This window comes from Nonlabens tegetincola (assembly GCF_002954355.1).
GTDB lineage: Bacteria > Bacteroidota > Bacteroidia > Flavobacteriales > Flavobacteriaceae > Nonlabens > Nonlabens tegetincola.
In genome coordinates, this window is record NZ_MQVV01000013.1 from 1 (window position 1) to 13,917 (window position 13,917).

At 43.4% G+C, this 13,917-nt stretch carries 2 protein-coding genes, 4 tRNA genes, 6 rRNA genes and 2 pseudogenes; 12 read left to right on the top strand and 2 right to left on the bottom strand.

Annotation, left to right across the window (positions count from 1 at the left end; translation table 11 throughout):
• Window positions 1–149 precede the first annotated feature (149 nt).
• The 7 genes from BST93_RS14625 to rrf (BST93_RS06875) all read left to right on the top strand — a co-directional run bounded on the left by BST93_RS14625 (window position 150) and on the right by rrf (BST93_RS06875) (window position 6,933).
• Complete coding sequence (locus tag BST93_RS14625; protein ID WP_373420735.1) at window positions 150–662, top strand: MATE family efflux transporter; 513 nt, start codon at window positions 150–152, stop codon at window positions 660–662.
• Window positions 663–809: 147 nt separating this feature from the next.
• Complete coding sequence (locus tag BST93_RS14630; RefSeq protein ID WP_373420736.1) at window positions 810–1,391, top strand: MATE family efflux transporter; 582 nt, start codon at window positions 810–812, stop codon at window positions 1,389–1,391.
• Window positions 1,392–1,869: 478 nt separating this feature from the next.
• Window positions 1,870–3,395: ribosomal RNA gene (locus tag BST93_RS06855) — 16S ribosomal RNA — on the top strand.
• A gap of 116 nt (window positions 3,396–3,511) precedes the next feature.
• Window positions 3,512–3,585 (top strand) — tRNA-Ile (locus BST93_RS06860).
• Window positions 3,586–3,718: 133 nt separating this feature from the next.
• Window positions 3,719–3,792 (top strand) — tRNA-Ala (locus BST93_RS06865).
• Window positions 3,793–3,931: 139 nt separating this feature from the next.
• Window positions 3,932–6,745: ribosomal RNA gene (locus tag BST93_RS06870) — 23S ribosomal RNA — on the top strand.
• A gap of 80 nt (window positions 6,746–6,825) precedes the next feature.
• Window positions 6,826–6,933, top strand: a 5S ribosomal RNA gene (gene rrf / locus BST93_RS06875).
• 131 nt (window positions 6,934–7,064) lie between these two features.
• On the opposite strand, the pseudogene BST93_RS06880 reads toward rrf (BST93_RS06875), so the two are convergent.
• Window positions 7,065–7,616, bottom strand: a pseudogene (locus BST93_RS06880) (PLP-dependent aminotransferase family protein); the annotation flags it as partial.
• A gap of 449 nt (window positions 7,617–8,065) precedes the next feature.
• Here BST93_RS06880 and BST93_RS06885 point away from each other — a divergent pair.
• The 5 genes from BST93_RS06885 to rrf (BST93_RS06905) all read left to right on the top strand — a co-directional run bounded on the left by BST93_RS06885 (window position 8,066) and on the right by rrf (BST93_RS06905) (window position 13,128).
• Window positions 8,066–9,591: ribosomal RNA gene (locus BST93_RS06885) — 16S ribosomal RNA — on the top strand.
• Between the two features lie 116 nt (window positions 9,592–9,707).
• Window positions 9,708–9,781, top strand: a tRNA-Ile gene (locus BST93_RS06890).
• A gap of 133 nt (window positions 9,782–9,914) precedes the next feature.
• Window positions 9,915–9,988, top strand: a tRNA-Ala gene (locus BST93_RS06895).
• A 140-nt stretch (window positions 9,989–10,128) separates the two neighbouring features.
• Window positions 10,129–12,940: ribosomal RNA gene (locus BST93_RS06900) — 23S ribosomal RNA — on the top strand.
• A gap of 80 nt (window positions 12,941–13,020) precedes the next feature.
• Window positions 13,021–13,128 (top strand): 5S ribosomal RNA (rrf, locus tag BST93_RS06905).
• The 16S, 23S and 5S rRNA genes sit together here with 4 tRNA genes alongside, the layout of an rRNA operon.
• 130 nt (window positions 13,129–13,258) lie before the next feature.
• Here the strand turns inward: rrf (BST93_RS06905) and BST93_RS06910 are convergent.
• Window positions 13,259–13,917, bottom strand: a pseudogene (locus BST93_RS06910) (PLP-dependent aminotransferase family protein); the annotation flags it as partial.

Consider the following 13,917-nt stretch of genomic DNA (forward strand, 5'->3'; position numbering starts at 1 on the left):
TGTTATCGTGAGCATTTGATTGTTTAGTTTTGGCGCCTTAATCACAAAAAAATCTGGCGTGAACCTAGTATCATATAAAAAGAATTTTTACTAATTACAAAATTGCCTATCCTATAGTTTTAGGACAGGTAGCTCATTTATTAGTAGCGTTGGCTGATAATGTTATGGTAGGTAAACTGGGAGATGCTCCTCTTGCAGCAGTATCCTTGGGAAACACCCTTATCTATATTGCATTAAGTATTGGTATTGGGTTCTCCTTCGCTATAACGCCATTAGTATCTACAGCACAAGGTCAGGAAAATTGGACCAAGGTTAAAAGGATTCTAGACAACGGAGTGTTCCTATCCTTTATTATGGGAATATTACTCACTACATTACTTATAGTGGCAGAACCTCTATTATTTTACATGGATCAACCAGCAGAAGTTGTTGAACTCGCGATTCCGTACATGCATATTGTCTCTATATCCATGGTGCCATTAATGTTATTTCAGGCCTTCAAGCAATTTTCTGATGGGTTGAGTCTTACTAAACATGCAATGAACGCTGCAATTATTGCAAACGTGATAAACGTAATGTTGAACTATCTATTAATTTATGGAGAGTTTGGTTTTCCAAAAATTAGGATTAGTAGGTGCAGCATGGGGTACTTTAGTATCTAGAATAATCATGGTGATAATAATTTATATTTCGCTTTCGCGAAAACGAGTCTACACCAACAATTCAAGGGTCCAATATTTATATCTAAGACCAATATCACTAAAATCTTATCGTTAGGATTCCCCACTGCATTGCAAATGTTGTTTGAAGTGTCTCTTTTTACAGGAGCAATATTTTTATCTGGTATGTTGGGAACAAAACATCAGGCTGCAAATCAAATTGCATTGAATTTATCTGCATTAACATTTATGTTCGGTATAGGATTAGGAGTTACAGCTACTATTCGAGTAGGAAACCAACTAGGGAAAAGAAATTTCGCTTACATGAAGCAAATTGTAAAAAGCTTATTTTTTATGGTTCTAGTAATTGAGATCCTATTCATGTGTTTATTCTTCATCGGAAGAAATTACCTGCCTTGGATTTATATAAACGATACAGAGGTTATACAGATAGCCTCACATTTATTGCTAATAGCAGCAATTTTTCAGGTTAGTGACGGAATACAAGTTTTCCTTTTAGGATTATTGCGTGGATTGCATGATGTTTGGTATCCTAGTTTATTTTGCCTTATAAGTTATTGGTGCATTGGATTTCCTTTGGCGTATTACTTGGGGCTACACACTTATTTATCTTCAATGGGTATATGGGTAGCCTTATTAATTGCGTTAACATCATCGGCAACTATGATGTTTTTCAGATATAAGTATTTAGTGAGAAGGATTGCAATGTAGTTTTAAGTTTCTTAAAAGTACAAGTATTATGTCTATTTACGAATAGATAAGGGATTATATATTGTGATTAAAAAAGTTTTGATTTTTTCATTTTGTAAGTAAGTGATTTGAAGGTGTTTGAGGACGGGTTGTGATTTTTTTCAATTTTTTTGTCGTAAAAGTTTGTTTGGTAAGAAAAAGTGTGTGTATATTTGCACCCGCTTTGGGAAACAATGATGTTTACATAAAGCGATAGTTCTTCAAAAAGGTTGGAAATATTTGTAGCGGATTGTGAGGATTTCGCATCAAATTTTCGGTCTAGATATTTTGAAGTAGTTCATTGAAAATAATGATTGACAGCACAGCGATACTGTTTTTGTATTGATTAATACAAAGGCAAGTATTGGTAAGAAAATAAAAATAGACACATGTACGCTAATTGAGGGTTCTTAAAAGAGGTTTTTGGAGTTATTCTAATAAATGATCTTTAAAAGATTCTACGATGAAGAGTTTGATCCTGGCTCAGGATGAACGCTAGCGGCAGGCCTAACACATGCAAGTCGAGGGGCAGCATAGATAGCTTGCTATCTGATGGCGACCGGCGCACGGGTGCGTAACGCGTATACAACCTACCTATTACTGAGGGATAGCCCGAAGAAATTTGGATTAATACCTCATAGTATTATAAGATGGCATCATTTAATAATTAAAGGTTACGGTAATAGATGGGTATGCGTCCTATTAGCTAGATGGTGAGGTAACGGCTCACCATGGCAACGATAGGTAGGGGTCCTGAGAGGGAGATCCCCCACACTGGTACTGAGACACGGACCAGACTCCTACGGGAGGCAGCAGTGAGGAATATTGGACAATGGAGGCAACTCTGATCCAGCCATGCCGCGTGTAGGAAGACGGCCCTATGGGTTGTAAACTACTTTTGTACGGGAAGAAATACAGTCACGTGTGATTGTTTGACGGTACCGTAAGAATAAGCACCGGCTAACTCCGTGCCAGCAGCCGCGGTAATACGGAGGGTGCAAGCGTTATCCGGAATCATTGGGTTTAAAGGGTCCGTAGGCGGGTAATTAAGTCAGTGGTGAAATGCAGGGGCTCAACTCCGGCACTGCCATTGATACTGGTTATCTTGAATTATTGTGAAGTGGTTAGAATATGTAGTGTAGCGGTGAAATGCTTAGATATTACATAGAATACCGATTGCGAAGGCAGATCACTAACAATATATTGACGCTGATGGACGAAAGCGTGGGGAGCGAACAGGATTAGATACCCTGGTAGTCCACGCCGTAAACGATGGTTACTAGCTGTTTGGATCGATTGAGATCTGAGTGGCCAAGCGAAAGTGATAAGTAACCCACCTGGGGAGTACGTTCGCAAGAATGAAACTCAAAGGAATTGACGGGGGCCCGCACAAGCGGTGGAGCATGTGGTTTAATTCGATGATACGCGAGGAACCTTACCAGGGCTTAAATGCAGTATGACAGATTTGGAAACAGATTTTTCTTCGGACATATTGCAAGGTGCTGCATGGTTGTCGTCAGCTCGTGCCGTGAGGTGTCAGGTTAAGTCCTATAACGAGCGCAACCCCTATTTCTAGTTGCCAGCACATAATGGTGGGGACTCTAGAGAGACTGCCGGTGCAAACCGTGAGGAAGGTGGGGATGACGTCAAATCATCACGGCCCTTACGTCCTGGGCTACACACGTGCTACAATGGTAGGGACAGAGAGCAGCCACTTCGCGAGAAGGAGCGAATCTACAAACCCTATCTCAGTTCGGATCGCAGTCTGCAACTCGACTGCGTGAAGCTGGAATCGCTAGTAATCGCATATCAGCCATGATGCGGTGAATACGTTCCCGGGCCTTGTACACACCGCCCGTCAAGCCATGGAAGCTGGGGGTGCCTGAAGTCGGTGACCGAAAGGAGCTGCCTAGGGTAAAACTAGTAACTGGGGCTAAGTCGTAACAAGGTAGCCGTACCGGAAGGTGCGGCTGGAACACCTCCTTTCTGGAGTTCCTGAAATAATGGAACGAAACAAGGGATAGTTTCAAGACCTTTAACACTCAATTAGTGTGTGTTTATTTTAAAAAGCAAGTCAATCAAGAAATAGTCGCAAGACACTCAGTCTCATAGCTCAGCTGGTTAGAGCGCTACACTGATAATGTAGAGGTCGGCAGTTCGAGTCTGCCTGAGACTACGATGTCTTAGGTAGTTATTGAGTAGATAATTATAGCTAAGAGATAAAGTTCATTTATAGAATTTTAATGGAAATTCTAGAGGTTGAGGATTCTAAATTCGATATTCTAAATTCAGTATTTAGGATTCGTCATGGGGAATTAGCTCAGCTGGCTAGAGCGCCTGCCTTGCACGCAGGAGGTCATCGGTTCGACTCCGATATTCTCCACGAATGATTAGTAGAGATTAATCATTAAACGTTCATTGACATTTTGAAAAGATCAAAACGAGCATTAGTTCTAATATTAATTAGGATTAATACAAGATAGAAAAATAATATTACTATATATCGTTGTATAGTAATAGGTATCATAAGCAAATAAGGGCGTATGGGGGATGCCTAGGCTCTCAGAGGCGATGAAGGACGTGATAAGCTGCGATAAGCTGCGGGGATTGGCACATACGATGTGATCCGCAGATTTCCGAATGGGGCAACCCGGCATGTTGAAGACATGTCACCAGTAATGGAGCAAACCCGGTGAACTGAAACATCTAAGTAGCCGGAGGAAGAGAAAACAATAGTGATTCCGTCAGTAGTGGCGAGCGAACGCGGAAAAGCCCAAACCAATTAGGTTACGGCCTAATTGGGGTTGTAGGACTACAATATTTGATGCTAAAAGAATAAGAATCCTTTGGAAAGAGGAGCCAAAGAAGGTGATAGCCCTGTATTGGTAATTTTAGTTATTGATAGTAGTATCCTGAGTAGTGCGGGGCACGGGAAACCCTGTATGAATCTAGCGGGACCATCCGCTAAGGCTAAATACTCCTGAGAGACCGATAGTGAACCAGTACCGTGAGGGAAAGGTGAAAAGAACCCTGAATAAGGGAGTGAAAAAGAACCTGAAACCATACGCTTACAAGCGGTCGGAGCCTTCGGGTGACGGCGTGCCTTTTGCATAATGAGCCTACGAGTTACCGTTGCTAGCAAGGTTAAGTGTTTCAGACACGGAGCCGTAGCGAAAGCGAGTCTGAATAGGGCGCTATAGTTAGTAGTGGTAGACGCGAAACCGTGTGATCTACCCATGGGCAGGGTGAAGCTGTGGTAACACACAGTGGAGGCCCGAACCGGTTGACGTTGAAAAGTCTTCGGATGACCTGTGGGTAGGGGTGAAAGGCCAATCAAACTCGGAAATAGCTCGTACTCTCCGAAATGCATTTAGGTGCAGCGTTGATTTAGTTTTATAGAGGTAGAGCTACTGATTGGATGCGGGGGCTTCACCGCCTACCAATTCCTGACAAACTCCGAATGCTATAAAATGATGATCAGCAGTGAGGGCATGGGTGCTAAGGTCCATGTCCGAAAGGGAAAGAACCCAGACCATCAGCTAAGGTCCCCAAATGTATGTTAAGTTGAAAAAACGAGGTTGTACTGCTTAGACAGCTAGGATGTTGGCTTGGAAGCAGCCATTCATTTAAAGAGTGCGTAACAGCTCACTAGTCGAGCGGTACGGCATGGATGATAATCGGGCATAAACATACTACCGAAGCTATGGACTCCATTGAGAGTGGTAGGAGAGCATTCTAATTGTGTTGAAGGTGAACTGTGAGGTTTGCTGGAACGATTAGAAACGAAAATGTAGGCATAAGTAACGATAAAGGGGGCGAGAAACCCCCTCACCGAAAGACCAAGGTTTCCTCAGCTATGCTAATCAGCTGAGGGTTAGTCGGGTCCTAACGCGTACCCGAACGGGGAAGTGGATGGATAACAGGTTAATATTCCTGTACCTGCTCACAATAAAAGTGACGGAGGTGTGAATTTGGTGCGTACTGACGGAAATGTACGTTGAACCAACTGTTAAGGTTGGGATAGTACCACAAGGCTACGGCTACGTGGATAATCCAGAGGAGCAACTTCCAAGAAAAGCAAGTGAAGCAGCCCGTACCGTAAACCGACACAGGTGGTTGGGATGAGAATTCTAAGGTGCTCGAGTGATTCATGGCTAAGGAACTAGGCAAAATAGACCTGTAACTTCGGGAGAAAGGTCCCCTATTTAATAGGGCGCAGTGAAAAGATCCAAGCGACTGTTTATCAAAAACACAGGGCTCTGCAAAATCGAAAGATGAAGTATAGGGCCTGACACCTGCCCGGTGCTGGAAGGTTAAGAGGAGGGTTTAGCTTCGGCGAAGATCTGAATTGAAGCCCCAGTAAACGGCGGCCGTAACTATAACGGTCCTAAGGTAGCGAAATTCCTTGTCGGGTAAGTTCCGACCTGCACGAATGGTGTAACGATTTGGATACTGTCTCAGCCATGAGCTCGGTGAAATTGTAGTATCGGTGAAGATGCCGATTACCCGCTACGGGACGAAAAGACCCCGTGCACCTTTACTATAGCTTAGTATTGATTTTGGATAAGTAATGTGTAGGATAGGTGGGAGACTATGAAGTGACGTCGCCAGGCGTTGTGGAGTCATTGTTGAAATACCACCCTTTGCTTATTTGAAATCTAACCCAGAAATGGGGACATTGCTTGGTGGGTAGTTTGACTGGGGTGGTCGCCTCCAAAAGAGTAACGGAGGCTTCTAAAGGTTTCCTCAGCACGCTTGGTAACCGTGCGTAGAGTGCAATGGCATAAGGAAGCTTGACTGAGAGACATACAGGTCGATCAGGTTGGAAACAAGAGCATAGTGATCCGGTGGTTCCGCATGGAAGGGCCATCGCTCAAAGGATAAAAGGTACGCCGGGGATAACAGGCTGATCTCCCCCAAGAGCTCACATCGACGGGGGGGTTTGGCACCTCGATGTCGGCTCGTCACATCCTGGGGCTGGAGAAGGTCCCAAGGGTTGGGCTGTTCGCCCATTAAAGTGGCACGCGAGCTGGGTTCAGAACGTCGTGAGACAGTTCGGTCTCTATCTGTAGTGGGCGCTAGAAATTTGAGTGAATCTGACTTTAGTACGAGAGGACCGAGTTGGACTGACCGCTGGTCTACCAGTTGTTCCGCCAGGGGCATTGCTGGGTAGCTACGTCGGGAAGGGATAAGCGCTGAAAGCATATAAGCGCGAAACCCATCACAAGATGAGATTTCTTTAAAGGGTCGTGGGAGACTACCACGTTGATAGGTCATAGGTGTAAAGGCAGTAATGTCATAGCCGAGTGATACTAATTACCCGTAAGCTTAGATACCTCTATCTACTTGTATTGATTTTGAATTTTTCAAAATGTCAACATATACAGTTGGATTATTTTAATTTAACTGAAACCTTTAAGGTGGTTATAGCAATGGGGCTCACCTCTTACCATTCCGAACAGAGAAGTTAAGCCCATTAGCGCAGATGGTACTGCATTTGTGGGAGAGTATGTCGCCGCCTTCTTTTAAAACCCTTATCAATTTGATAAGGGTTTTTTGTTGTGCTAAACTTTCTCTAATTAGAAATAAATTAAATAAAAGGCTGTTATTAAATAAATAATAACAGCCTTTTATTGTATTCTATTAATATGTTCTTTAGAGTTGAAATAAAGAATATGTGCTCATCATCAAATTGATTTGTTCTTTTATAGATTTTAATTTACTCTCATCGTCTTTATTTGTGATTGCGTCACTTATATATTGAGATATTAGACTCATTTGATATTCTTTCAATCCTCTTGTTGTTACAGCTGCAGTTCCTATGCGTATACCACTTGTTATAAACGGTGACTGGTCGTCAAACGGCACCATATTTTTATTTACGGTTATATCTATCTTACCAAGAAGCTCTTCTGCGTCTTTACCCGTAATGCCTTTGTTTCTTAAATCGATTAACATCATATGGTTATCTGTACCATCAGAAATAATATTAAACCCTTTATCGATTAAGGCACTTGCGAGTGTTTGTGTATTTTTCTTTACTTGAACCATGTAATGAAGAAAATCATCAGAGAGTGCCTCTTTAAATGCCACTGCTTTAGCAGCGATTATATGCTCTAAAGGACCTCCTTGATTACCAGGAAATACAGCACTGTTTAACAATGATGACATCTTTTTCAATTTACCGCTCTTCAAACGTTGATCAAATTTCTATTTACGACTAGACAACGGATTATATATTGTGATTAAAAAAGTTTTGATTTTTTCATTTTGTAAGTAATTGATTCGAAGGTGTTTGAGGACGGGTTGTGATTTTTTTCAAATTTTTTGTCGTAAAAGTTTGTTTGGTAAGAAAAAGTGTGTGTATATTTGCACCCGCTTTGGGAAACAATGATGTTTACATAAAGCGATAGTTCTTCAAAAAGGTTGGAAATATTTGTAGCGGATTGTGAGGATTTCGCATCAAATTTTCGGTCTAGATATTTTGAAGTAGTTCATTGAAAATAATGATTGACAGCACAGCGATACTGTTTTTGTATTGATTAATACAAAGGCAAGTATTGGTAAGAAAATAAAAATAGACACATGTACGCTAATTGAGGGTTCTTAAAAGAGGTTTTTGGAGTTATTCTAATAAATGATCTTTAAAAGATTCTACGATGAAGAGTTTGATCCTGGCTCAGGATGAACGCTAGCGGCAGGCCTAACACATGCAAGTCGAGGGGCAGCATAGATAGCTTGCTATCTGATGGCGACCGGCGCACGGGTGCGTAACGCGTATACAACCTACCTATTACTGAGGGATAGCCCGAAGAAATTTGGATTAATACCTCATAGTATTATAAGATGGCATCATTTAATAATTAAAGGTTACGGTAATAGATGGGTATGCGTCCTATTAGCTAGATGGTGAGGTAACGGCTCACCATGGCAACGATAGGTAGGGGTCCTGAGAGGGAGATCCCCCACACTGGTACTGAGACACGGACCAGACTCCTACGGGAGGCAGCAGTGAGGAATATTGGACAATGGAGGCAACTCTGATCCAGCCATGCCGCGTGTAGGAAGACGGCCCTATGGGTTGTAAACTACTTTTGTACGGGAAGAAATACAGTCACGTGTGATTGTTTGACGGTACCGTAAGAATAAGCACCGGCTAACTCCGTGCCAGCAGCCGCGGTAATACGGAGGGTGCAAGCGTTATCCGGAATCATTGGGTTTAAAGGGTCCGTAGGCGGGTAATTAAGTCAGTGGTGAAATGCAGGGGCTCAACTCCGGCACTGCCATTGATACTGGTTATCTTGAATTATTGTGAAGTGGTTAGAATATGTAGTGTAGCGGTGAAATGCTTAGATATTACATAGAATACCGATTGCGAAGGCAGATCACTAACAATATATTGACGCTGATGGACGAAAGCGTGGGGAGCGAACAGGATTAGATACCCTGGTAGTCCACGCCGTAAACGATGGTTACTAGCTGTTTGGATCGATTGAGATCTGAGTGGCCAAGCGAAAGTGATAAGTAACCCACCTGGGGAGTACGTTCGCAAGAATGAAACTCAAAGGAATTGACGGGGGCCCGCACAAGCGGTGGAGCATGTGGTTTAATTCGATGATACGCGAGGAACCTTACCAGGGCTTAAATGCAGTATGACAGATTTGGAAACAGATTTTTCTTCGGACATATTGCAAGGTGCTGCATGGTTGTCGTCAGCTCGTGCCGTGAGGTGTCAGGTTAAGTCCTATAACGAGCGCAACCCCTATTTCTAGTTGCCAGCACATAATGGTGGGGACTCTAGAGAGACTGCCGGTGCAAACCGTGAGGAAGGTGGGGATGACGTCAAATCATCACGGCCCTTACGTCCTGGGCTACACACGTGCTACAATGGTAGGGACAGAGAGCAGCCACTTCGCGAGAAGGAGCGAATCTACAAACCCTATCTCAGTTCGGATCGCAGTCTGCAACTCGACTGCGTGAAGCTGGAATCGCTAGTAATCGCATATCAGCCATGATGCGGTGAATACGTTCCCGGGCCTTGTACACACCGCCCGTCAAGCCATGGAAGCTGGGGGTGCCTGAAGTCGGTGACCGAAAGGAGCTGCCTAGGGTAAAACTAGTAACTGGGGCTAAGTCGTAACAAGGTAGCCGTACCGGAAGGTGCGGCTGGAACACCTCCTTTCTGGAGTTCCTGAAATAATGGAACGAAACAAGGGATAGTTTCAAGACCTTTAACACTCAATTAGTGTGTGTTTATTTTAAAAAGCAAGTCAATCAAGAAATAGTCGCAAGACACTCAGTCTCATAGCTCAGCTGGTTAGAGCGCTACACTGATAATGTAGAGGTCGGCAGTTCGAGTCTGCCTGAGACTACGATGTCTTAGGTAGTTATTGAGTAGATAATTATAGCTAAGAGATAAAGTTCATTTATAGAATTTTAATGGAAATTCTAGAGGTTGAGGATTCTAAATTCGATATTCTAAATTCAGTATTTAGGATTCGTCATGGGGAATTAGCTCAGCTGGCTAGAGCGCCTGCCTTGCACGCAGGAGGTCATCGGTTCGACTCCGATATTCTCCACGAATGATTAGTAGAGATTAATCATTAAACGTTCATTGACATTTTGAAAAGATCAAAACGAGCATTAGTTCTAATATTAATTAGGATTAATACAAGATAGAAAAAATAATATTACTATATATCGTTGTATAGTAATAGGTATCATAAGCAAATAAGGGCGTATGGGGGATGCCTAGGCTCTCAGAGGCGATGAAGGACGTGATAAGCTGCGATAAGCTGCGGGGATTGGCACATACGATGTGATCCGCAGATTTCCGAATGGGGCAACCCGGCATGTTGAAGACATGTCACCAGTAATGGAGCAAACCCGGTGAACTGAAACATCTAAGTAGCCGGAGGAAGAGAAAACAATAGTGATTCCGTCAGTAGTGGCGAGCGAACGCGGAAAAGCCCAAACCAATTAGGTTACGGCCTAATTGGGGTTGTAGGACTACAATATTTGATGCTAAAAGAATAAGAATCCTTTGGAAAGAGGAGCCAAAGAAGGTGATAGCCCTGTATTGGTAATTTTAGTTATTGATAGTAGTATCCTGAGTAGTGCGGGGCACGGGAAACCCTGTATGAATCTAGCGGGACCATCCGCTAAGGCTAAATACTCCTGAGAGACCGATAGTGAACCAGTACCGTGAGGGAAAGGTGAAAAGAACCCTGAATAAGGGAGTGAAAAAGAACCTGAAACCATACGCTTACAAGCGGTCGGAGCCTTCGGGTGACGGCGTGCCTTTTGCATAATGAGCCTACGAGTTACCGTTGCTAGCAAGGTTAAGTGTTTCAGACACGGAGCCGTAGCGAAAGCGAGTCTGAATAGGGCGCTATAGTTAGTAGTGGTAGACGCGAAACCGTGTGATCTACCCATGGGCAGGGTGAAGCTGTGGTAACACACAGTGGAGGCCCGAACCGGTTGACGTTGAAAAGTCTTCGGATGACCTGTGGGTAGGGGTGAAAGGCCAATCAAACTCGGAAATAGCTCGTACTCTCCGAAATGCATTTAGGTGCAGCGTTGATTTAGTTTTATAGAGGTAGAGCTACTGATTGGATGCGGGGGCTTCACCGCCTACCAATTCCTGACAAACTCCGAATGCTATAAAATGATGATCAGCAGTGAGGGCATGGGTGCTAAGGTCCATGTCCGAAAGGGAAAGAACCCAGACCATCAGCTAAGGTCCCCAAATGTATGTTAAGTTGAAAAAACGAGGTTGTACTGCTTAGACAGCTAGGATGTTGGCTTGGAAGCAGCCATTCATTTAAAGAGTGCGTAACAGCTCACTAGTCGAGCGGTACGGCATGGATGATAATCGGGCATAAACATACTACCGAAGCTATGGACTCCATTGAGAGTGGTAGGAGAGCATTCTAATTGTGTTGAAGGTGAACTGTGAGGTTTGCTGGAACGATTAGAAACGAAAATGTAGGCATAAGTAACGATAAAGGGGGCGAGAAACCCCCTCACCGAAAGACCAAGGTTTCCTCAGCTATGCTAATCAGCTGAGGGTTAGTCGGGTCCTAACGCGTACCCGAACGGGGAAGTGGATGGATAACAGGTTAATATTCCTGTACCTGCTCACAATAAAAGTGACGGAGGTGTGAATTTGGTGCGTACTGACGGAAATGTACGTTGAACCAACTGTTAAGGTTGGGATAGTACCACAAGGCTACGGCTACGTGGATAATCCAGAGGAGCAACTTCCAAGAAAAGCAAGTGAAGCAGCCCGTACCGTAAACCGACACAGGTGGTTGGGATGAGAATTCTAAGGTGCTCGAGTGATTCATGGCTAAGGAACTAGGCAAAATAGACCTGTAACTTCGGGAGAAAGGTCCCCTATTTAATAGGGCGCAGTGAAAAGATCCAAGCGACTGTTTATCAAAAACACAGGGCTCTGCAAAATCGAAAGATGAAGTATAGGGCCTGACACCTGCCCGGTGCTGGAAGGTTAAGAGGAGGGTTTAGCTTCGGCGAAGATCTGAATTGAAGCCCAGTAAACGGCGGCCGTAACTATAACGGTCCTAAGGTAGCGAAATTCCTTGTCGGGTAAGTTCCGACCTGCACGAATGGTGTAACGATTTGGATACTGTCTCAGCCATGAGCTCGGTGAAATTGTAGTATCGGTGAAGATGCCGATTACCCGCTACGGGACGAAAAGACCCCGTGCACCTTTACTATAGCTTAGTATTGATTTTGGATAAGTAATGTGTAGGATAGGTGGGAGACTATGAAGTGACGTCGCCAGGCGTTGTGGAGTCATTGTTGAAATACCACCCTTTGCTTATTTGAAATCTAACCCAGAAATGGGGACATTGCTTGGTGGGTAGTTTGACTGGGGTGGTCGCCTCCAAAAGAGTAACGGAGGCTTCTAAAGGTTTCCTCAGCACGCTTGGTAACCGTGCGTAGAGTGCAATGGCATAAGGAAGCTTGACTGAGAGACATACAGGTCGATCAGGTTGGAAACAAGAGCATAGTGATCCGGTGGTTCCGCATGGAAGGGCCATCGCTCAAAGGATAAAAGGTACGCCGGGGATAACAGGCTGATCTCCCCAAGAGCTCACATCGACGGGGGGGTTTGGCACCTCGATGTCGGCTCGTCACATCCTGGGGCTGGAGAAGGTCCCAAGGGTTGGGCTGTTCGCCCATTAAAGTGGCACGCGAGCTGGGTTCAGAACGTCGTGAGACAGTTCGGTCTCTATCTGTAGTGGGCGCTAGAAATTTGAGTGAATCTGACTTTAGTACGAGAGGACCGAGTTGGACTGACCGCTGGTCTACCAGTTGTTCCGCCAGGGGCATTGCTGGGTAGCTACGTCGGGAAGGGATAAGCGCTGAAAGCATATAAGCGCGAAACCCATCACAAGATGAGATTTCTTTAAAGGGTCGTGGGAGACTACCACGTTGATAGGTCATAGGTGTAAAGGCAGTAATGTCATAGCCGAGTGATACTAATTACCCGTAAGCTTAGATACCTCTATCTACTTGTATTGATTTTGAACTTTTCAAAATGTCAACATATACAGTTGGATTATTTTAATTTAACTGAAACCTTTAAGGTGGTTATAGCAATGGGGCTCACCTCTTACCATTCCGAACAGAGAAGTTAAGCCCATTAGCGCAGATGGTACTGCATTTGTGGGAGAGTATGTCGCCGCCTTCTTTTAAAACCCTTATCAATTTGATAAGGGTTTTTTGTTGTGCTAAACTTTCTCTAATTAGAAATAAATTAAATAAAAGGCTGTTATTAAATAAATAATAACAGCCTTTATTGTATTCTATTAATATGTTCTTTAGAGTTGAAATAAAGAATATGTGCTCATCATCAAATTGATTTGTTCTTTTATAGATTTTAATTTACTCTCATCGTCTTTATTTGTGATTGCGTCACTTATATATTGAGATATTAGACTCATTTGATATTCTTTCAATCCTCTTGTTGTTACAGCTGCAGTTCCTATGCGTATACCACTTGTTATAAACGGTGACTGGTCGTCAAACGGCACCATATTTTTATTTACGGTTATATCTATCTTACCAAGAAGCTCTTCTGATCTTTACCCGTAATGCCTTTGTTTCTTAAATCGATTAACATCATATGGTTATCTGTACCATCAGAAATAATATTAAACCCTTTATCGATTAAGGCACTTGCAAGTGTTTGGGCATTTTTCTTTACTTGAACCATGTAATGAAGAAAATCATCAGAGAGTGCCTCTTTAAATGCCACGGCTTTAGCAGCGATTATATGCTCTAAAGGACCTCCTTGATTACCAGGAAATACAGCACTGTTCAACAATGATGACATCTTTTTCAATTTACCGCTCTTCAAACGTTGATCAAATGGGTATCAAAATCCTTACCCATAATAATAATTCCTCCGCGAGGACCTCTTAATGTCTTGTGTGTAGTAGACGTACAGATGTGAGCGTATAAGACCGCATCATTTAGA